The organism is Micromonospora sp. CPM1, assembly GCF_023896895.1.
Lineage (GTDB): Bacteria > Actinomycetota > Actinomycetes > Mycobacteriales > Micromonosporaceae > Micromonospora > Micromonospora tulbaghiae.
Window position 1 is genome coordinate 33,529 of record NZ_JAMHIU010000031.1, and the last position, 19,450, is coordinate 52,978.

Genomic DNA, 19,450 nt, shown 5'->3' on the forward strand with positions numbered 1-19,450 from the left:
GTGGCCCACCGCCGCGTGCGCGCCGATGCTGAGGCGATGGCGACCTTCTCCGTGCAGGCCCAGCCCACCGACGCGGCGAGCTGGACCGAGCTGGCCCGTACCGTCGAGGCGGCCGGCTTCGACGCGCTGTTCGCGGCCGACCACCCCGGCGACTGCGCGTCGCCGTTCGTCGCGCTCGCCGCCGCGGCGGCGGTGACCAGCACGCTGGGGCTCGGCTCGTACGTCTCGAACGCCGGCGTCCGGGAACCGATCCTGCTCGCCGCCGACGTGGCCACGCTCGACGTGGTCTCCGGCGGGCGGGCCCGGTTCGGCGTCGGCGCGGGCCACACACCGGCCGAGTGGCGGGCCGTCGGGCGCGAGCGCCCGGACGTCGCCGGCCGGGTCCGCCGCTGCGTCGCGGTGACCGAGGCGGTACGGGCGCTGCTGGCCGGCGACGACGTCACTGTGGACACCGAGGAGCTGACCGCGCACGCCGCCCGCCTCAGGGCACCCCGGCCGGTCCAGGACCGCATCCCGCTGACCGTGGGCACGTCCAACTCGACGTTGCTGCGCTGGGCCGGGAGGCACGCCGACGTGGTGGGCCTGGCCGGCCTGGGCCGTACCCTGCCCGACGGCCACCAGCACACCGTCCGGTGGCGGGCCGACCAGATCGAGGCGCAGCTCGCGTGCGTCGCGGCCGGCGCCGCCGGCCGGGACACCCCGCCGGTCCTGGAGGCGCTGGTCCAGCACGTCGCCGTCTCCGACGACGCCGAGGCGGCCGCCGCCGGGACGGCCGCCGAGACCGGACTCACCCCGGCGGAGGTGCTGGCCACCCCGTTCGTGCTGGCCGGGACGCCCGACGAGATCGTCGCGGCGGTGGCCGGGCACGAGCGCCGCTGGGGCGTCACCCGCTTCGTGGTACGCGCCGGAGCCGTCGACGCGCTCGCGCCGCTCCTGCCCCGGCTGGCGGGAAAAGAGCTGGACTTCGAGCACACTCGAAAGTGAACACTGTGCGCATGACGACGACACGACGGCTGGGCCGCAGCGGCATCGAGGTCAGCGCGATCGGCATGGGCTGCTGGGCGATCGGCGGCCCGCTCTGGGACGGCACCCAACCGCTCGGCTGGGGCGAGGTGGACGACGACGAGTCGGTGCGCACCGTCCACCGGGCCCTCGACCTGGGCGCGACGCTGTTCGACACGTCCAGCAACTACGGCGCCGGGCACAGCGAGCGGGTGCTCGGGCGCGCGCTGGCCGGCCGCCGGGACCGCGCGGTCATCGCCACCAAGTTCGGCTACCCCACCGACGAGGCGACCCGGCAGGCCCTCGGCGAGGACGCCACGGCGGACTACGCCCGGCGCAGCCTGGAGGGTTCGCTGCGCCGGCTCGGCACCGACCACGTCGACCTCTACCAGCTGCACCTGGGCGGCCTGCCGGTACCGCAGGCACTGGACCTCGTCGGCACCCTGGAGGACCTGGTCACCCAGGGGAAGATCCGGGCGTACGGCTGGAGCACCGACGACCCCGCCTCGGCGCGCGCCTTCGCCGAGGCCGGACCGCACTGCGCGGCGGTCCAGCACGACCAGTCGGTGCTGCGGGACAACGCGGCCATGCTCGCGGTGTGCGCGGAGTTCGACCTGGCCGCCCTGAACCGGGGGCCGCTGGCGATGGGCCTGCTCACCGCGAAGTACCAGGACGCGCCGGCCGCCCGGGGCGACGACGACGTGCGCGGCGTGGCTCCGGAGTGGCTGGACTGGTTCACCGGCGGCGTACCGCGCGCCGAGTGGGCGCAGCGGGTGGCCCGGGTCCGTGAGGCGCTGACCGCCGACGGCCGCACGCTCGCCCAGGGCGCGCTCGGCTGGCTGCTCGCCCGCAGCCCGCACACCCTGCCCATCCCCGGGTGCCGGACCGTCGCGCAGGCCGAGGAGAACCTCGGCGCGCTGGCGTACGGGCCGCTGCCGCAGGACGCGTTCGCCGAGGTGGAACGCCTGCTCGCCGACCTGCGTACCGCCCCTGCCGACGCCTGACCGCCCGGCCGCACCGGCAGCCACACCGCAGACGTGTAGCACCTCGTAGCACACAGGCGGTAGGCTGCCGGTGTGGCCGAGCACGCTCATCGCGAGATCACCCAACGCGAGCTGCGCAACGACTCCGGTGCCATCATGCGCGGAGTGGAGCGCGGAGAGTCCTTCACCATCACTCGCAACGGCACGCCGATCGGGCGGTTGATCCCGATCCGGCGCCGCACCTTCGTGCCGCGAGCGGAGGTTCTCGCGGCCTTCGCCGGCGCACCCCGGTTGGACGAGGCCCGCTTCCGGTCCGACCTCGACGCCGCCATCGACCAGGATCTGCCCAGCCGTGACTGGTGACCTCCCCGTGCGGGGTCTGATCGACACCAACATCGTCATCCATCTGGGTGGCCTCGACGGGACGGAACTGCCCGACGAGATGGTCATCAGCGCGGTCACGTTGGCCGAGCTTTCGGCCGGTCCCCATCACACCGACGATCCGCGCGAGCGCGCCCGCCGGATGAGCGTCCTGCAACACGTCGAGGCCACGTTCGAGCCGCTTCCGTTCGACGCCGAGGCGGCGCGGGCCTTCGGCCTGGTCTCAGCGGCGGTGCTCGCCGCCGGACGAGGAACGCGCCGCCGGGTGGCGGACCTGATGATCGCCTCCGTCGCACACGCCAACGCGCTCCCTCTCTACACCACGAACCCGGGCGACTTCCTCGGGCTCGACGGGCTGGTCACCGTGCATCCGGTCAGCAGGCCGACCGGCTGAAGGCCCGTCGTCGACGCGCAACCGGCGGGCGTGACGAGTGAGTGATTTCGCTCAACGCATCCGAATCGCGCTCCGTACTCGAAGATGTGAGCATGCGGATCCTCATGGCCGGCGCGTCCGGTTTCCTCGGCACCCGACTGGTCGACTGCCTCACCGCGGACGGCCACCAGGTCACCCGCCTGGTCCGCCGCCCGCCGCGCACCCCCGTCGAACGGCAGTGGAACCCGTCCGCCGCGCAACTGGACCCGCAGTGCGTCGCCGACGCCGACGCGGTGGTGAACCTGGCCGGCGCCGGGGTGGGTGACAAGCGCTGGAACGACGAGTACCGGAAGGTGATCCGGACGAGCCGGGTGGACAGCACCACCACGCTCGCCATCACGATCGCCGGCCTGCCCGCCGCCGACCGGCCCGCGGTGCTGCTGAACTCCTCCGCCGTCGGCTGGTACGGCAACACCGGCGACCGCGCGGTCACCGAGGAGGCGCCGGCCGGTGAGGGGTTCCTCGCCGACGTCTGCCGGGTCTGGGAGGCCGCGACCCGCCCGGCCGAGGACGCCGGCGTACGGGTGGTGCGCCTGCGTACCGGACTGCCACTGCACCGCGACGGCGGCCTGCTCAAGCCGCAGCTCCTGCCGTTCCGGCTCGGCGTCGGCGGCAAGCTGGGCAACGGCCGCCAGTGGCTGCCGTGGATCTCGATGCGGGACTGGCTCGACGCCGCGAAGTTCCTGCTGGCCCGCGACGACGTGGCCGGCCCGGTGAACGTCGTCGGCCCGGCGCCGGTCACCAACGCCGAGTTCACCCGGGAACTCGCCCGGCAGCTGCACCGCCCGGCGATCATGCCGATCCCGGCGCTGGCGCTGAAGGTCGCGCTCGGCGGTTTCGCGCAGGAGGCGCTCACCAGCACGCGGGTGCTGCCCGGTGTGCTCGACAAGGCCGGCTTCGCCTGGGCGCACCCGGACCTGCCGGGTGCGCTGCGCGCCGCCCTCACCGGCTGAGCGAGGGCGGCGCGACGCGGCGGATCAGCAGCCGATCACCCAGTACGCGGGCCCGGTCTGCTTCAGCGTGCTCGTGTAGAAGGTGTTGTAGAGGCCCATCCGCTGCCCGCTGCCGAGCGCGTAGGCGTACCCGCCGGACTGGTAGGCCCGCCCGGCGACCACGTGCGCGTAGTTGCTGGCGGTGACGCAGACCGGCGCACTGGTCGGGGTGGGCGAGGGAGGGGCGGTCGGCGACGCGGTCGGGGTGGGCGACGCGGTCGCCGTCGGGGTCGGGCTCGGCGAGGCGCCGCCACCGCCGAGCCCGAAGAAGACCGCGTCCCGGTACGTCGAACAGATGGTGTCCAGGAAGTACGCCCCGGCGGTGCCGCACTGGTCCGCGCCCGTACCCGGGTCGACGGGGGTGCCGTGGCCCATCCCGGAGACCCGGTAGAGGCGGACCTGGTCGCTGCCGTAGACCTCCAGGCTGGTGCCGGCCGGCAGCGTGGACGTGCCGGTCGGGGTGGCCGACACGCCCAGCACGTTCGTCCACTGGTCCCGCGACTCGGCGGCGTTGGCGGTCGCCACCGTGGTGTCGCTGGTGCCGTGCCAGATCGCCACGCGGGGGCGCTTGCCGGAGTAGCCGGGGTACGCGCCGCGTACCAGGTCGCCCCACTGCGCCGGGGTCTTGTCCACGCCGGGGTTCATGCAGCTGAACGCGGTGACGGTGCTGGTGGCGCAGCGGTACGGGATGCCGGCGACGATCGAGCCGCCGGCGAAGACGTCCGGGTACGCGGCGAGCATGGCCGCGCTCATCGCGCCACCGGCGGAGAGGCCGCTGACGTAGACGCGGGCGCCGTCGGTGCCGTAGGTGCTCTTGGCGTAGTCGACCATCTGCTTGATCGACAGCGCCTCGCCCTGTCCGCGTGCGGTGTCACCGGTCTCGAACCAGTTGAAGCAGGAGTTGGCGTTGTTGCCGCTGGGCTGCTGCGGGGCGATGAGCGTGAACTTCCACTGGTCGGCGTACTTCTGCCAGCCGGAGTTGGCGACGTACGTGGAGGCGTTCTGCACGCAGCCGTGCAGCAGCACCACGGCGGGCGCGCCGGCGGGCAGGCCGTCCGGGCGGTACGCGTACATGGCCAGGTTGCCGGGGTTGGAGCCGAACCCGGTGACCTGGGTCAGCGAGGCGGCCTGGGCGGGGAGGGCGGCGACCAGCGCGGTGGCCGCGGCCAGCACGACCCCGGCCGCCGCCCCGGCGACGCGGGCGATGAGGGATGAGGAGCGGGGCACGGGGACCTCCCGATCGTGGAATGTGAACTGAGTCACCTCCGGGTTGCCGCGACGTTACGGCCGCGTTTCGTCACACCGGAATGGCCGCCACTCACACATTCACGACCACCGAAGTGTGCGGTGAGTTCCGTGTCCGGGCGGTCTGCCCAGGTCCGGTTGGTAACGTCCGCTGCGTGCCCTCCTCCCCGTCCCCGGCCGCCGGCCCGGCGCCGACACGCGTCCGCGACCGGCGCGCCGACCTGCTGGTCACGCTCGCCGCGCTGGCCCTGGCCCTCTGGGTGACGAGTGGCCTGTGGCGGGATCCCAACAGCCGCGCGATCACCGTCAACTCCAGCGACCAGGCGCTGTTCGAGTGGCTGCTGGCGTTCGGCGGGCACGCGCTGACGCACGGGCAGAACCCGCTGTTCACCACGTTGATCAACGTCCCGGACGGGGTGAACCTCGCGGTCAACACCTCGATCACCGTGTACGCGGCGGTCTTCGCGCCGCTGACGTACCTGATCGGGCCGCCCGCGACGTTCCTGGTGATCCTCACGCTCAACCTGGCCGCGACGGCTGTCGCCTGGTACTGGCTGCTCAGCCGGCACCTGGTCGGCAGCCGGCTGGCCGCCGGTGTGGGCGCGCTGTTCATCGCCTTCTGCCCGGCGATGGTGTCGCACGCCAACGCGCACCTGAACTGGACCGCCGGCTGGCTGGTGCCGCTGCTCATCTGGGGCGTGTTCCGGCTGCGGCGTCCCGGGCGGGCGGTCACCGGCGGGATCGTGCTCGGCCTGCTGGTCGCCGTCGCGTTCTCGATCGCCGCCGAAGGGCTCTTCTTCACCGCGCTGGCGCTCGGCGTGTTCCTCGCGGTGTGGGCGCTGCACCCGGCCCGCCGGTCCGAGGTGCGTGCCGCGCTGCCCCGGATGGCGGCCGGGCTGGGCGTGACCGCGCTCGTCGCCGGGGCGCTGCTGGCGTACCCGCTCTGGCTGCACTTCCTCGGACCGCAACGGTTCCACGGCACCGGGTTCGACCCGCTGATCCACTCCGAGGACATCGCGGCGTACGGGTCGTACCCGCGCCGGTCGCTGGCCGGCTGGGCCGGGTGGGGCACCTCGCTGGCACCCAACCCGACGGAGGAGAACTCGTTCTTCGGCGTACCGCTGCTCCTGCTCGCGGTCGCCTGCTTCGCGCTGCTGTGGTGGCGCGCGGACCGGGCGTTCCGGGCCACGCTCGCGGCGCTCGGGGTGACCGCCGTGGTCTTCGCGGTGCTGTCGTGGGGGCCAACGGTGAAGTGGAACGGCCGCCGCTTCGACCAGACGCTGCCGTTCGGGGTGCTGGACAACCTGCCGGTGATCAACGCGGCGCTGCCGTCCCGGCTGGCCCTCGTCGTCGCGCCGGTCATCGGCCTGCTGCTGGCGTACGCGATCGACACGCTGCGCGCCCGGCCGCCACGGCACCGGGTGAGCGGGCTCGCCTGGACGCTCGGCTTCGTCGCCGCGTTGCTGCCGCTGGTGCCGACCCCGCTGCTGACCAGCGTCCGCGAGCCGATCCCGGCGTTCATCACCAGCGGTGCCTGGCAGCGCTACGTCCCGCCCGACGGGGTGCTGACCCCGCTGCCGCTGACCGTTGACGTCTACCCGGACGGGCAGCGCTGGCAGGCGTACGCGCTGGCGAACCGGCAGGGCGAGTTCCGGATCCCGTCCGGGTTCTTCCTCGGGCCGGGCGGCCCGGAGGGCCGGGGCCGGATCGGCCCGGTGCCGCGCACCTTCGACTCGCTGATGGACCAGGCCGGCCGGACCGGGCTGGTGCCGATCATCACCGACGGCAGCATCCGCGAGTCCCGGGCGGACCTGCGCTACTGGGGGGTGCAGGCGGTGGTGCTGCCGGACCGGGTGCACGGCGCCAAGTTCGACGTCGACGAGGAGGCGCTGCGGCGCACCGCCACCGCGCTGCTCGGCCCGCCCGAGCGGGTGGAGGACGTCTGGCTGTGGCGGGTGCCGGAGTGACCGTCGCCGCGACGCGATGGCGACGAGGCTCACGGGTCCGGTTCCCGGAGGGCGGGACTAGGCTGGACGGGTGAGCGTGACGACTTCCGGGCTGACCGCCGTCCGCGCCGGCCTGCTCGACTACCAGGCCGCCTGGGACGAGCAGCGCCGGCTGCACGAGGCGGTGGTGGCCGGCGAGCAGGGCGACACCGTGCTGCTGCTGGAGCACCCCAGCGTCTACACCGCCGGCAAGCGCACCGAGCCGTGGGACCGGCCGATGGACGGCACCCCGGTGGTGGACGTGGACCGCGGCGGCAAGATCACCTGGCACGGTCCGGGGCAGCTCGTCGGCTACCCGATCGTCCGGCTGCCCGACCCGGTCGACGTGGTCGCGTACGTCCGGCGCACCGAGCAGCTGCTGATCGACGTCTGCGCCGAGTTCGGGCTGGCCGCCGGCCGGGTCGAGGGGCGCAGCGGCGTGTGGGTGCCGGAGGACGACCGGGGCCCGGCCCGCAAGGTGGCCGCCATCGGCATCCGGGTGGCCCGCGGCGTCACGCTGCACGGCTTCTCCGTCAACTGCGACTGCGACCTGGGCTTCTTCGACCGGATCGTGCCCTGCGGCATCCGTGACGCCGGGGTCACCTCGCTGACCGCCGAGCTGGGCCGGACGATCACCGTCGCCGACGTGCTGCCCGTGGTCGAGCGGCACCTGCCGACGCTGACGCAGGTCTGAGCCCGGTGCGGCTCGACCTGGTCACGCTCGTCGTGGCCGAGTACGACCCGGCCATCGCGTTCTTCACCGAGGTGCTCGGGTTCGAGCTGGCGGAGGACAGCCCGTCGCTGACCAACGACGGCCGGCCCAAGCGCTGGGTGGTGGTACGCCCTCCGGGCGGCGGCACCGGCCTGCTGCTGGCCCGCGCCGACGGCGAGCACCAATCCGGTGCCGTGGGCGACCAGACCCACGGGCGGGTGGGCTTCTTCCTCCAGGTCGACGACTTCGAGGCGGTGTATCGGCGGATGGCCGACGCGGGCGTCGAGTTCGTCCGCCCGCCCCGCACCGAGCCGCACGGCCGGGTCGCGGTCTTCCGCGACATCGCCGGCAACCCCTGGGACCTGCTCGGCCCGGCCTGACCGCTCCCCATTTCCCCTCCTCGCCTCTCGCCCCCTTGCCCCTTGCCTTTCGTCTCGCCGCGCTCGCCCCGCCTGACCTCCCGGCCTGGCCCGCCCGCGTGGTCCCGCCCCCGGCCCCCACGCATCCGCTCGGTGCGCGGTGGCCGACCGGTCCGGGTCGCCGCCCGCCCAGGGCCACCTCGCCATCGGTCACGGTAAGTGACAGGGCGCGCGCCTGCGGCATGTGACCTCTCGCCGACTTTGCTCTGCAGCCGGATCCGCGACGGTCACTCCCGGTCGATCGGTGCGCCCGTGGCTGCAGAGCAAAGTGCGCAGAGACCATTCCCTCCCGCTCGAGGGTCGCTCGCCATAACCCCTGGTCAGCGCGATTTGCCGCCGCAAAGAGCATCTCGACGACTTCGGGTGCCCCATCACCGAGCGTGACCGCAAGTCTGTGCGACCTTTCATTACCTTCTGTGACCGATCCGAGCCGGTTGCGGAAGCCGGCGGCTCGACCGACTGCTCCGGCGAGCCCGCGCCCCGCCACCTGGACCGGGCCGGCACCGGGACCCGGACCGGCAGAGAGGAACCCGCGGGCCGGCACGGCGCAAGCCGTGCCGGCCCGCAGCCGTCAGGGCGTGAGGCGGTGCAGGTCGCGCGGGAAGGCGGTCACCTCGCGGACGTTCGCCGCGCCGGTGAGCCGCGCGACGAACCGCTCCAGCCCGATCGCGAAACCGCCGTGCGGCGGCATGCCGTGCCGGAACGCGTCCACGTACCCGGCGTACGGCTCGACCGGCTCGCCCCGCGCCGCCAGGGCGGCCAGGTAGTCGGCGTGCCGGTGCAGCCGCTGCCCGCCGGTCACCAGTTCCACGCCCCGGAACAGCAGGTCGAAACCGTTCGAGTACGCGGGCCGGGCCGGGTCCGGATGGGTGTAGAACGGGCGCTTCGCCATCGGGTAGCCGGTGACGAAGAGGAAGTCGCTGCCGTGCTCACGGAGCGCCCACTCCCCCAGCGCCCGCTCGTGCGCCGGGGCCAGATCGGGTTCGTCGGCCGGCGCTCCGGCGATCTTCAGCGCGTCGGTGAAGTGCACCGCCGGGATCTCCGCCGGCACCTCCGGCGCCGTCACGCCGAGCGTGGCCAGCGAGCCGCCGGCCCGCTCGGCGACTGTCGCCATCATCCCGGCCAGGGTGCCGCGCAGCACCGCCATCACGTCCCGGTGGTCGGTCACGAAACCCAGCTCGACGTCGAGCGACGTGTACTGGGCCAGGTGGCGCACCGTGTCGTGCGGCTCGGCGCGGAACACCGGCCCCACCTCGTAGACCCGCTCGAAGACACCGACCATGAGCTGCTTGTAGAACTGCGGCGACTGGGCCAGGTAGGCGGGCCGCCCGAACCAGTCCAGCGCGAACACGTTCGCCCCGCTCTCGGTGGACGAGGCGACCACCTTCGGCGTGTGCACCTCGACGAAGCCCTGCCCGTCGAGCGTGGCCCGGAAGCCGGACACGGCCGCCGCCGAGATCCGCAGCGCGGCGGACCGGCTCGGGTGCCGCAGCGCGGTCGGCGCGTTGTCGAGCTGGGTGGGCAGGGTGGCGGTGAGCACCGGCCGGTACAGGTCGAACGGGGGCGGGACGGCGGGCGGCCCGAGCGGACGTACCGTCGGCTCGACGACCTCGACCCCGGCGGGCGCGGTGGGGTTCGCGACCACGGTGCCGACCACCTCGACGACCGTCTCCTCGGTGAGCGCCTCGACCTGCTCGCGCACGGCGGGCGCGGCGACCACCACCTGGGCGAGCCCGGCGGCGTCGCGGAGGATCAGGAAGGCCACCGACTTGAGCAGCCGGCGGCGGTGGACCCAGCCGGCGAGTCGCACGGTGGCGCCCACATGGGCGGGGAGTTCTGCGGACAGGATGCGTTGCACGACGACTACCTCCTTGACCAATCGCAACGCGATCCCCAGGGAGGTGTGGGCGAGCGGGAACCTCGCGGTGCCACCACACCTTCGCCCCCGCCGTGGCGGGAGCCTCGTTCGTCGCCTTTTCACCGGGGCCGGCCGGGCGGGCTCTACTGGGCGCACGGCGCCGTTCTTCCCGCAGCTCGGGAGGGTCTTCACGGGCCGGCGCCAGACCGCCTCGCAGCAACCGGCGGCTCTCTCGACTGGCGGATCGGTCCGTTACTCGGCTCCGTCACAGCTCTGCCCGGCACGCTAGCACCACGCGCGCCACGCTGTGACCGGGTTTTTTCGCCCCTGGTGTCCGGTGTCACAGCGATTCCGGCGTGACGGCCGTCGCCCGCCGTTCATCGACCGGCGCCGACCGGCGTACGCTCGGTTTTGTGACGATCGAGCAATCCGCGCCGACGACTGAGCAGCCAGCGCGCACCGCGACTGTCGCCCCGGAGGGGCGGCGGATGCTGCGGATCGAGGCGCGCAACGCCGAGACGCCGATCGAGCGCAAGCCGCCGTGGATCAAGGTCAAGGCCAAGATGGGCCCGGAGTACACCCAGTTGCGCGGGCTCGTCTCGCGCGAAGGGCTGCACACCGTGTGCCAGGAGGCCGGCTGCCCCAACATCTACGAGTGCTGGGAGGACCGGGAGGCCACCTTCCTCATCGGTGGTGACCAGTGCACCCGGCGCTGCGACTTCTGCCAGATCGACACCGGCAAACCGGCCGAGTTCGACGCCGACGAGCCGCGGCGCGTCGCCGAGTCGGTCGCCGCGATGGGCCTGCGCTACGCGACCATCACCGGTGTCGCCCGCGACGACCTGCCCGACGGCGGGGCGTGGCTCTACGCCGAGACGGTCCGGCAGATCCACGCGCTGCAGTCCGGCTGCGGCGTCGAGCTGCTCATCCCCGACTTCAACGCCGTGCCCGAGCAGCTCGCCGAGGTCTTCGGCTCGCGGCCCGAGGTGCTGGCCCACAACGTGGAGACCGTGCCCCGCATCTTCAAGCGGATCCGCCCGGCGTTCCGCTACGAGCGTTCGCTGGACGTGATCCGCCAGGCGCGGGCCGACGGCCTGGTCACCAAGAGCAACCTGATCCTCGGCATGGGCGAGGAGCGCGCCGAGGTTTCCCAGGCGCTGCGCGACCTGCACGAGGCGGGCTGCGAGCTGATCACCATCACGCAGTACCTGCGTCCCTCCCCCCGGCACCACCCGGTGACCCGCTGGGTCAAGCCGGAGGAGTTCGTCGAGCTGCGCGAGGAGGCCGAGGAGATCGGCTTCGCGGGCGTGATGAGCGGCCCGCTGGTCCGCTCGTCGTACCGCGCGGGCCGTCTCTACCAGCAGGCGCTCGACGCCCGCCGGGAGGTCACCGTCGCCGGCTGAGGCCGGCTGACCACCGCGTCACCCGCCGCCGGCCGCCCGCCGGATGCCATGATCACAGGCATGACCGCCGGGGTACGCGAGGAGCCACGCGAAGCCGTGCGCCCTCGTACGCCCCGGCGGCTGCCGTTGCCGACGCTGCTCGCCCTGCTCGTCGGGTTCGCCGGGGTGGGCTACCGGCTGGCGCTGCTGTTCGCCGACGTGCCGCCCACCAACAGCGACGAGGCGACGATGGGGCTGGCCGCCCTGCACATCGCCCGGGGTGAGGGCTTCCCGGTCTGGTTCTACGGCCAGGCGTACATGGGCACGCTGGAGGCGTACCTGGCCGCGCCGCTGGTCGCGCTCGCCGGGCCGTCGGTGCTCGTGCTGCGGCTGCCCACGCTGGCGTTGTACGCGTTGTTCCTGCTGCTGTCCTGGCGGCTGACCCGGCGGCTCGGCGGTGACCGCTGGTACGCCCTGCTCGTCGTCGCCGTGCTGGCGCTCGGCGCGGACCGGGTGGTGAAGAACCAGCTCATCGCCGGTGGCGGCTATCCGGAGCTGAACCCGGCCGGTGCGGCGCTGGCGCTGCTCACGGTCGGGCTCTGCGTGAGCGGGCCGGGCGCGCGGCTGCCCCGCTGGGCGGCGTGGGGACTGATCTCCGGGGTGCTGCTCTGGGTGGACCCGCTGATCCTGCCGTACGTGCTGACGCTCGGCGTGCTGCTCGTGGCGCGGCGCCGGCGGGAACTGGCCGGCCGGGCCGGGCTGGTGCTGGCCGGCGCGCTGCTGCTGGGCGCGGCCCCGATGCTGGTGGACAGCATCCGGCACGGCCGCAACCCGGTGACCGCGGTGCTGGCGGCGGGTGGCTCCGGCACTGCTGCGGACTGGGCGGACCGGCTGCACGGCGCGCTGGTCCTCGGGCCACCGCTGGCGATGGGCTTCTGCTCACCCGGCCGGTGTGCCACCTGGCAGCTCTGGTGGGCCGTCGCGTTCCCGGTGCTGCTGGTGCTCGCCGCGCTCACCGCGTGGCACACCCTGCGCCGCGCTTCCGGCCGTCCGGGTTCGGCGGAGCGGGTGTCGGCCGGGGTGCGGCTGGCGCTGCTCGGCGGCGCGGCGGGCGTACTGGCCGCGTACGCGGTGAGCAACGCGGCCGGGCAGACGCCGACCGAGAGCAGCCGTTACCTGTCGTGCCTGGCGGTCGCCGTGCCCGCCCTGCTCTGGCCACTGTGGCAGGCCGCCCGCCCGCTCGCCGCCCGCCGGCTCACCGGGCGGCGCCAGCTCGCCGAGGTGGCGGGATTCGGAGCACTGGCGGTGCTCGCGGGCGTGCTCGGCACCGGCGCGTCAGCCACTGTGGACGTGATCCGGGCGGCGCCCGGCGTGCACGCCGAGGCCGACCGGCACCGGTCGCTCGTGGACACGCTCGGCGCGCTCGACGTCCGGAACGTCCGCGGCGGCTACTGGACGTGCAACCGGCTCACGTACGCCACCGGCGAGAACGTGGTCTGTGCCGTGGTCGACGACGACCTGACCCCGGGTTTCGACCGGTTGCCCGCGTACCGGCGGGAGGTGGCGGCCGACCCGGACGCGGCGTGGGTGGCGCCGGCCGGCTCGCCGCTGGCCGCGCGGCTGGACGAACGCCTCGGCACCGAATCCGGCGCGCTCGACGTGGTCACGGTGGCCGGCTGGCGGATCTACCTGCCGCGCCGCTGACGCGGACGCGGCGCGCTACCGGGCGCGGCGCTGTGCCGGGGCGGGTGGCGAAGCGTCGAGCAGGCCGAGGCGGTGGGCCAGCGCGGCGGCCTCGACCCGGTTGGTGACGTCGAGCTTGGCGATGATCCGGGACACGTGCACACTCGCCGTCTTCGGCGAGATGAACAGCCGCTCGGCGATCCGGCTGTTGCTGTGCCCCTCGGCGACCAGCCGCAGCACCTCCTGCTCCCGGCTGGTCAGCAGGTCCGGCCCGGGTCGCCCGGTGCCCCGCAGCCCGACCCGGCGGGCCAGCGTCGCCGCCTGCTCGCCCAGCGGGGTGGCACCCAGCCGGGCGGCCAGCTCGGCCGTCTCCCGTACCGCGGCGGCGACCTCGTCCCGCTCGCCCGCCGCCGCGGCCGCCTCGGCCAGCCCGAGCAGCGCCCGGCCCAGCGGGTACGGCTGCCCGGCCGCCCGCCACGCCGCCACGGCCTCCCGCCACGCGGCGAGCGCCTCGGCGGGAGCGGCGGGGCCGAGCCCGGTCAGGACGGCGGTGACGTGGGCCGCGTGGGCGTGCTCGGCCGGGTGCCGGGCGGGCAGCGCGGCGGCCACCGCCGACACCTCGGCGGCGAGCGTCGCGTCCCCGCTCTCCGCGGCGGTACGCGCCAGCGCGTTCAGCAGCGGCCAGCCCTCACGCGGCAGGTCGGCCAGGTGCGCGTCGGCCAGGGCGGCGCGCGCCGCGCGTACCGCCTCCAGCTTGTCGTCGGCGGCGAGCGCGGCCTCCACGCGCAGCTCGTGCAGCGGCAGCCGGTGGTTCGGCCAGAGGTAGGGCCGGCTGAGGAACGCCAGCGCCCGCCCGACGACCTCGTCGGCGCCGGGATGGGCGCGGGCCAGGTGGAGCCCGGCGCGCAGTTGCAGCCAGTGCAGCCCGGACACGCCGGGCGGGTCGATCCGGGCCGCCTCGGCGCAGGTGGCGTCCGCCTCGTCCCAGCGGCCCAGCGCGATCAGCGCCTCGGCCCGGTTGGACAGCAGGTACGCCCCGATCGAGCGGCTGATGCCGACCCGGCGCGCCTCGCTCACCCCGGCCGCGGCTGCCTGTTCGGACTCGTCGTAGCGGCCCAGTTCGTAGAGCACGTCGGAGAGGAAGACCAGCGCGCTGACCAGGGCCCACGAGTCACCGGCGGCGCGGGCCCGCGCCTCGACCCCGCGCAGCTCGGCCAGCCCGCGCTCCGGGGTGCCGTCGAGGCGGTGCAGCAGGGCGATCCGGGTGGGCAGCAGCACCAGGTCGGTGCCGACCTCGGACGCGCCGGCCGCGGCTTCGGCGGCGACCGAGGCGGCCTCGCGCGGGTCGACCTTCATCAGGTGCGACGCGATGTCGGCCAGCACGGCGAACCGTTCCGGACCGTCGGGGGCGCCGGCCGCCAGCCGGTACGCCTCGCGCAGCTCGGCCGCGCCGTCGCTCTTGCCGAGCAGCGCGAACAGCCGGCCGCGATGGTCGAGCAGGCGGGCGGCGCGCAGCGGCTCGGCGCCGGGGTCGACCTCGGCGAGCGCGGCCCGGGTGAGCGTGAGCGCGCGGCTGAGGTCACCGGCGGTGACCGCGGCGGTGAGCGTGTCCTCCAGCACCCGCAGGTGGTCCATGCCGAGCCGGTCGGCGGCGTCGGGCACCTGCTCCCACAGTTCGAGGACGCGCTCCAGCAGGCGGCTCTGCTCCGCGTACGCGTACCGTTCGGCCGCCGCCTCGGCGGCGACCAGGGCGGCGGTGAGCGCGCGCGGGTGGTCGTGCGCGGCGTACCAGTGGTGGGCGATCTCGGCCGGAGCGCGACCGGCGGCGACCAGGTGGGGTTGGGCCTCGATCGCGGCGGCGTACCGGGCGTGCAGCCGCGCGTGCTCGCCGGGCAGCAGGTCGTCGTGCACGGCCTCGCGGACCAGCGCGTGCCGGAATTCGTAGTCGCCGTCCGGGTCGGCCACCACGAGCTGCCCGGCGACGGCGGCGCGCAGCGCGTCCTCCAGTTCGGCCTCGGGCAGGCCGGCCACCTCGGCGAGCAGTTGGTGGGCGAAGCGGGTGCCTCCGGCGGCGGCGATCCGCAGCACCCGCTGGGCCGGCTCGGGCAGCCGGTCGACGCGGGCCAGCAGCAGGTCGCGCAGCGTCTCCGGGATGGTCGCGCAGCCGACCGGGCCGCCGGCGGCGGCCAGCTCCTCGATGAAGAACGGATTGCCCTGGGTGCGTTCGTGCACGTCGTCGACGGTCCGGGCGTACTGCTCGGTGCCGAGCAGGTCGGCCAGCACGGCGGCGGTGCCGTCGCGGTCGAGACGGCCCAGCTCGATCCGGTCCACGCCGCGGACCCGGTCCAGCTCGGCGAGGAACGGCCGCAGCGGGTGCCCGCGGTGCAGCTCGTCGGTGCGGTACGTGCAGACCACCAGCAGGCGGGTGGCGCGGGCGGCCCGCACCAGGAAGCCGATGAGATCCCGGGTGGACCGGTCGGCCCAGTGCAGGTCCTCGATCACCAGCACCAGCGGGCGTTCCTCGGCGATCCGCCGGAACAGGTCGGCCACCAGGTCGAACAGGTAGCCGCGCGGGGTGTCGGCGAGCGCCGGCCCGGCGGGCGCGGCGACGCCTGCGGGCATCCGGGCGAGTTCCGGCAGCAGCCGGGCGAACTCCGCCTCGTAGCCGGCGAAGGCGGCCGGCCCGTCGTGGCGCAGCACGTCGCGCAGCGCGGCGGCGAACGGGGCGAACGGCAGGCCGGCCTCGCCCAGCTCCAGGCACTGGCCGACGAGCAGCCGTGCGCCGGCGGCGTCCACCTGCGTGCCGAACTCCTCCAGCAGCCGGGTCTTGCCGACACCCGCCTCGCCGCCGACGAGCACCGTCGCCGGCTCGCCGGACCGGGACCGGGCCAGCGCGTCGCCGAGCGCGGTCAGCTCGGTCCGGCGGCCGACGAGGACGGTGCTGGCGGCGCGTACGGTCACGCCGTCGAGCATGCCACGCGCCCCCGACGGCCCGACCGGGCCGATCGGGCCGCGCGTCGCCGCCGGTCCGGCCGCCCCCGTGACGGCCGGACCGGCGAACTGCCCTGCGGCACCGGCCGCGCCCACGATCCCGGGGACGGCCGGACCGGCGAACTGCCCTGCGGCACCGGCTGTGCCAACGAACCCGGCACCGGCCGCACCGGTGAGCCCGGCGACGGCCGCCGGTGCGGTCACCGGCGGGCGTCGGTGGTGCGGGCGCTGTGCTGCCGGCGGCTGAGCCAGCCGCGCGGGTGCCGCCGTGGCAGCGACCGGGCGAGCCGGTCCTGTGCGGCGTCGGCCTGCAACTCGGAGGCGTGGCTGCGGTGGATGCTGAGGATGAAGTCCGCGTCGTTGCCGAACATCTCGATCTCCCTTGTCGTGCGGTGTCGTTCCCTGTCGAGATCGACTCTCCGCGCGAAGGTGCCCCCGGGGCATGGGTACGCCGCCTGATCTTCGCCCGCCCGGCCTCCTTACCGGCGGGCCGGTTCGGCCCGGCGCGGCGGTAAGGTACTCAGCCCGCGGCGGAAGAGGCGGCCACGGATCAACGTGATGTGCGCCGACCACTAGACTCTGCGGTATGGCAAAGCCCCAGGAGAAGGTCTCGTTCGGCCAGCGGCTGAAGCAGATCGGGATGGTGTTCCGGTTCACCGCCAAGCAGGACAAGTGGTTCGCGCCGCTGACCGCGGCGGCGGTGCTGATCCCGCTCGCGCTCACCGTGGTCGCGGTGATCGCCTGGGGCTGGCTCTGGCTGCCGATCGGCATCCTGCTCGCCCTGCTTGCCGTGCTGATCGTGCTCAACCTGCGCTCCAACAAGGCGATGATGAACGCCGCCGAGGGGCAGCCGGGCGCGGCGGCGCAGATCATGGAGAGCATGCGCGGCGACTGGCGGGTCACCCCGGCGGTCAGCTCCACCACCCAGATGGACATGGTGCACCTGGTGGTGGGCCGGCAGGGCGTGATCCTGCTGGCCGAGGGCAACCCGCAGCGCGTACGCGGCCTGCTCGGCCAGGAGAAGCGCCGCCTGGCGAAGGTGATCGGCACCGCCCCGCTGCACGACTACGTGATCGGGCAGGGCGAGGGTGAGCTGCCGGTCCGCAAGCTGCGGATGACGCTGATGCGGCTGCCCCGCGCCCTGTCCCCGAAGGACGTCAACGCGCTCGACAAGCGGCTCAAGGCGCTCACCGCCCGGCCGCAGATGCCCAAGGGCGCGATCCCGAAGAACATGCGGCCGGCGCGCGGCGCGTTCCGGCAGACCCGGGGTCGCTGACCTCCGGCGTACGCGAAAAGGAGCCGGTTCCCGAGCGGGGCCGGCTCCTTCGTCGTGCGGGTCAGCGGCGCGGGGCGTCGGTGACGACCGACCCGGAGAGCCGGTCGTGCAGGCCGCGCCGGTGCTCGTCCATGAGCAGGGCCGGCACCACGAGGGCCAGCAGGAGGCCGCGCAGCAGTCCGCGGAGCAGCCCGATCCGGCCGCCGTCGGCCCAGGACACGCAGCGCAGCCGGGTCAGGTACATGCCGGGGGTCTGGGCGAACAGGCCGATGAAGAAGCCGTACTCCAGGATCAGCACCAGGACCGGCGGCCAGCCGTCGCGGACCGGGTCGGAGAAGGCCCGGGCGACCATCAGGCACAGCACCCAGTCGATGATCAGGGCGCCGAAGCGGCGGCCGAGGCTGGGCGGGGTGAAGGCGGGGTCGGTGGCGGGCGGCACCGGTGTGGCGGCGGTATCGGTCACAGCGGCCAGGGTAGCGCCGCCGCGACCCCTGACGAAAAATACGACATTCAGCATCAGAGCGTGCCGGGATGACGCTCCGCAAGCGACGTAACACGGCGGAAACAGACGAGACACGGCCGGGCAACCCCCCGGCCATAGCGTCGCCAGTAGCCAGCTACCGGAGTGGACCTGCCAGGAGGACGTGTGTTCGCCAATTCCGAGGAACTCCTGCGATACCTCGCCAACGAGGACGTGAAGTTCGTCGACGTACGTTTCTGTGACCTGCCCGGCGTGATGCAGCACTTCAACCTGCCGGTCGAGTCGTTCGACGACAGCGTCTTCACCGACGGCCTCGCCTTCGACGGATCCTCGATCCGCGGCTTCCAGGCCATCCACGAGTCCGACATGCTCCTGCTGCCGGACGTCGCCACCGCCTTCATCGACCCGTTCCGGGCCCAGAAGACGCTCGCGCTGAACTTCTTCATCCACGACCCGTTCACCCGCGAGGCGTACTCCCGCGACCCGCGCAACGTGGCGAAGAAGGCCGAGGCGTACCTCGCCGCCAGCGGCATCGCCGACACCGCCTACTTCGGGGCGGAGGCGGAGTTCTACATCTTCGACTCCATCCGCCACGAGACCTCCGCGCACCAGTCGTTCTACTACATCGACTCGATCGAGGGCGCCTGGAACAGCGGCCGGATCGAGGAGGGCGGCAACCGGGGCTACAAGACCGCCTACAAGGGCGGCTACTTCCCGGTGCCGCCGGTGGACCACTACGCCGACCTGCGCGACCGGATCGTGCGGCGCCTCGTCGACGGCGGCTTCACCGTCGAGCGTTCGCACCACGAGGTCGGCACCGCGGGCCAGTCGGAGATCAACTACAAGTTCTCCACGCTGCTGCACGCCGCCGACCAGCTCCAGCTGTTCAAGTACATCGTCAAGAACGAGACCTGGGCCGCCGGCAAGACCGCGACGTTCATGCCCAAGCCGCTGTTCGGTGACAACGGCTCCGGCATGCACACCCACCAGAGCCTCTGGCGCGGCGGCGAGCCGCTGTTCTACGACGAGACCGGCTACGCCGGCCTGTCCGACACCGCCCGCTGGTACATCGGCGGCCTGCTCCACCACGCTCCCTCGCTGCTGGCCTTCACCAACCCGACGGTGAACTCCTACCGTCGTCTGGTGCCGGGCTTCGAGGCGCCGGTCAACCTGGTCTACTCCCAGCGCAACCGCTCCGCCTGCACCCGCATCCCGGTCACCGGCAGCAACCCGAAGGCCAAGCGCGTCGAGTTCCGGGTGCCGGACCCGTCGAGCAACCCGTACCTGGCGTTCTCGGCCATGATGATGGCCGGCCTGGACGGCATCAAGAACAAGATCGAGCCGCCGGCCCCGATCGACAAGGACCTCTACGACCTGCCGCCGGAGGAGTGGGGCGACGTGAAGCAGGTGCCGGGTTCGCTGCCGGAGGTGCTCAACGCGCTCGAGGCCGACCACGACTACCTGCTCGACGGCGGCGTGTTCACGCCGGACCTGATCTCCACCTGGGTCGACTGGAAGCGGGCCAACGAGGTCGACCCGGTGCGTCTGCGCCCGACCCCGCACGAGTTCGCGATGTACTTCGACTGCTGAGCACGTACGTCAGCACCGGCCGGGCCGGCTCCGCGAT

Annotated in this window: 17 protein-coding genes; 12 read left to right on the forward strand and 5 right to left on the reverse strand. The window is 73.9% G+C overall.

All coding sequences use genetic code 11. The features are described 5' to 3' along the window. Positions 1-36: 36 nt before the first annotated feature. From M8C11_RS27200 to M8C11_RS27220, 5 genes are all read left to right on the forward strand, one after another. A complete protein-coding gene (locus M8C11_RS27200) occupies positions 37-984 on the forward strand; it encodes an LLM class flavin-dependent oxidoreductase (RefSeq protein WP_120568728.1) in 948 nt (315 codons plus the stop codon). 11 nt (positions 985-995) lie between these two features. Beyond that, complete coding sequence (locus tag M8C11_RS27205) at positions 996-2,006, forward strand: aldo/keto reductase (RefSeq protein WP_252454205.1); 1,011 nt, start codon at positions 996-998, stop codon at positions 2,004-2,006. Positions 2,007-2,078: 72 nt separating this feature from the next. After that, the gene (locus M8C11_RS27210; protein WP_252454207.1) at positions 2,079-2,348 is read left to right on the forward strand and encodes a type II toxin-antitoxin system Phd/YefM family antitoxin; all 270 of its coding nucleotides are present in this window, start codon (positions 2,079-2,081) and stop codon (positions 2,346-2,348) included. Next, positions 2,338-2,760, forward strand: coding sequence for a type II toxin-antitoxin system VapC family toxin (locus tag M8C11_RS27215; RefSeq protein ID WP_116507637.1), 423 nt, complete (start codon positions 2,338-2,340; stop codon positions 2,758-2,760). The genes M8C11_RS27210 and M8C11_RS27215 overlap by 11 nt, the downstream gene beginning before the upstream one ends. A gap of 92 nt (positions 2,761-2,852) precedes the next feature. Further along, positions 2,853-3,752: a TIGR01777 family oxidoreductase gene (locus M8C11_RS27220; protein ID WP_120568726.1), complete on the forward strand. Its 900-nt coding sequence runs from the start codon at positions 2,853-2,855 to the stop codon at positions 3,750-3,752. A gap of 24 nt (positions 3,753-3,776) precedes the next feature. Here M8C11_RS27220 and M8C11_RS27225 read toward each other — a convergent pair whose 3' ends face one another. Further along, positions 3,777-5,018: a PHB depolymerase family esterase gene (locus M8C11_RS27225; protein WP_252454208.1), complete on the reverse strand. Its 1,242-nt coding sequence runs from the start codon at positions 5,016-5,018 to the stop codon at positions 3,777-3,779. 173 nt (positions 5,019-5,191) lie between these two features. Here M8C11_RS27225 and M8C11_RS27230 point away from each other — a divergent pair, with 173 nt between their 5' ends. From M8C11_RS27230 to M8C11_RS27240, 3 genes are all read left to right on the forward strand, one after another. Continuing rightward, the gene (locus tag M8C11_RS27230) at positions 5,192-7,003 is read left to right on the forward strand and encodes a DUF2079 domain-containing protein (protein WP_252454210.1); all 1,812 of its coding nucleotides are present in this window, start codon (positions 5,192-5,194) and stop codon (positions 7,001-7,003) included. A gap of 70 nt (positions 7,004-7,073) precedes the next feature. Further along, positions 7,074-7,715, forward strand: a complete 642-nt coding sequence (gene lipB, locus M8C11_RS27235) for a lipoyl(octanoyl) transferase LipB (protein WP_252454212.1) — start codon at positions 7,074-7,076, stop codon at positions 7,713-7,715. A 5-nt stretch (positions 7,716-7,720) separates the two neighbouring features. Then, complete coding sequence (locus tag M8C11_RS27240; RefSeq protein WP_252454214.1) at positions 7,721-8,113, forward strand: VOC family protein; 393 nt, start codon at positions 7,721-7,723, stop codon at positions 8,111-8,113. A 610-nt stretch (positions 8,114-8,723) separates the two neighbouring features. On the opposite strand, the gene aspS is transcribed toward M8C11_RS27240, so the two are convergent. Continuing rightward, positions 8,724-10,010: an aspartate--tRNA(Asn) ligase gene (aspS, locus tag M8C11_RS27245; RefSeq protein WP_252454216.1), complete on the reverse strand. Its 1,287-nt coding sequence runs from the start codon at positions 10,008-10,010 to the stop codon at positions 8,724-8,726. Positions 10,011-10,366: 356 nt separating this feature from the next. Between aspS and lipA the strand changes: the two genes are divergently transcribed. Together lipA and M8C11_RS27255 are read left to right on the forward strand one after the other, a co-directional pair. Further along, positions 10,367-11,413, forward strand: a complete 1,047-nt coding sequence (gene lipA / locus M8C11_RS27250) for a lipoyl synthase (RefSeq protein WP_120568722.1) — start codon at positions 10,367-10,369, stop codon at positions 11,411-11,413. A gap of 60 nt (positions 11,414-11,473) precedes the next feature. Next, a complete protein-coding gene (locus M8C11_RS27255; RefSeq protein ID WP_252454218.1) occupies positions 11,474-13,096 on the forward strand; it encodes a DUF423 domain-containing protein in 1,623 nt (540 codons plus the stop codon). Between the two features lie 15 nt (positions 13,097-13,111). On the opposite strand, the gene M8C11_RS27260 is transcribed toward M8C11_RS27255, so the two are convergent. Next, the gene (locus M8C11_RS27260) at positions 13,112-16,036 is read right to left on the reverse strand and encodes an AAA family ATPase (RefSeq protein ID WP_252454220.1); all 2,925 of its coding nucleotides are present in this window, start codon (positions 16,034-16,036) and stop codon (positions 13,112-13,114) included. Positions 16,037-16,266: 230 nt separating this feature from the next. Next, positions 16,267-16,437, reverse strand: coding sequence for a hypothetical protein (locus M8C11_RS27265; RefSeq protein ID WP_252454222.1), 171 nt, complete (start codon positions 16,435-16,437; stop codon positions 16,267-16,269). Positions 16,438-16,652: 215 nt separating this feature from the next. Between M8C11_RS27265 and M8C11_RS27270 the strand changes: the two genes are divergently transcribed. Further along, positions 16,653-17,342 (forward strand): DUF4191 domain-containing protein, encoded by a 690-nt coding sequence (locus M8C11_RS27270; RefSeq protein ID WP_120568720.1) that lies wholly within the window; start codon positions 16,653-16,655, stop codon positions 17,340-17,342. Positions 17,343-17,403: 61 nt separating this feature from the next. Here the strand turns inward: M8C11_RS27270 and M8C11_RS27275 are convergent, their stop codons facing one another. Beyond that, the gene (locus M8C11_RS27275; protein WP_091421189.1) at positions 17,404-17,859 is read right to left on the reverse strand and encodes an RDD family protein; all 456 of its coding nucleotides are present in this window, start codon (positions 17,857-17,859) and stop codon (positions 17,404-17,406) included. Between the two features lie 129 nt (positions 17,860-17,988). On the opposite strand from M8C11_RS27275, the gene glnA reads away from it, so the two are divergent. Then, the gene (glnA, locus tag M8C11_RS27280; protein ID WP_013287749.1) at positions 17,989-19,413 is read left to right on the forward strand and encodes a type I glutamate--ammonia ligase; all 1,425 of its coding nucleotides are present in this window, start codon (positions 17,989-17,991) and stop codon (positions 19,411-19,413) included. Positions 19,414-19,450 lie beyond the last annotated feature (37 nt).

Coding starts and splice junctions, on each gene's coding strand:
- M8C11_RS27200 (WP_120568728.1), top strand. CDS start 37: ATGGCGACCTTCTCCGTGCAGGCCCAGCCCACCGACGCGGCGAGCTGG.
- M8C11_RS27205 (WP_252454205.1), top strand. CDS start 996: ATGACGACGACACGACGGCTGGGCCGCAGCGGCATCGAGGTCAGCGCG.
- M8C11_RS27220 (WP_120568726.1), top strand. CDS start 2,853: ATGCGGATCCTCATGGCCGGCGCGTCCGGTTTCCTCGGCACCCGACTG.
- M8C11_RS27255 (WP_252454218.1), top strand. CDS start 11,474: ATGACCGCCGGGGTACGCGAGGAGCCACGCGAAGCCGTGCGCCCTCGT.
- M8C11_RS27265 (WP_252454222.1), bottom strand. CDS start 16,437: ATGTTCGGCAACGACGCGGACTTCATCCTCAGCATCCACCGCAGCCAC.
- M8C11_RS27270 (WP_120568720.1), top strand. CDS start 16,653: ATGGCAAAGCCCCAGGAGAAGGTCTCGTTCGGCCAGCGGCTGAAGCAG.
- M8C11_RS27275 (WP_091421189.1), bottom strand. CDS start 17,859: ATGCTGAATGTCGTATTTTTCGTCAGGGGTCGCGGCGGCGCTACCCTG.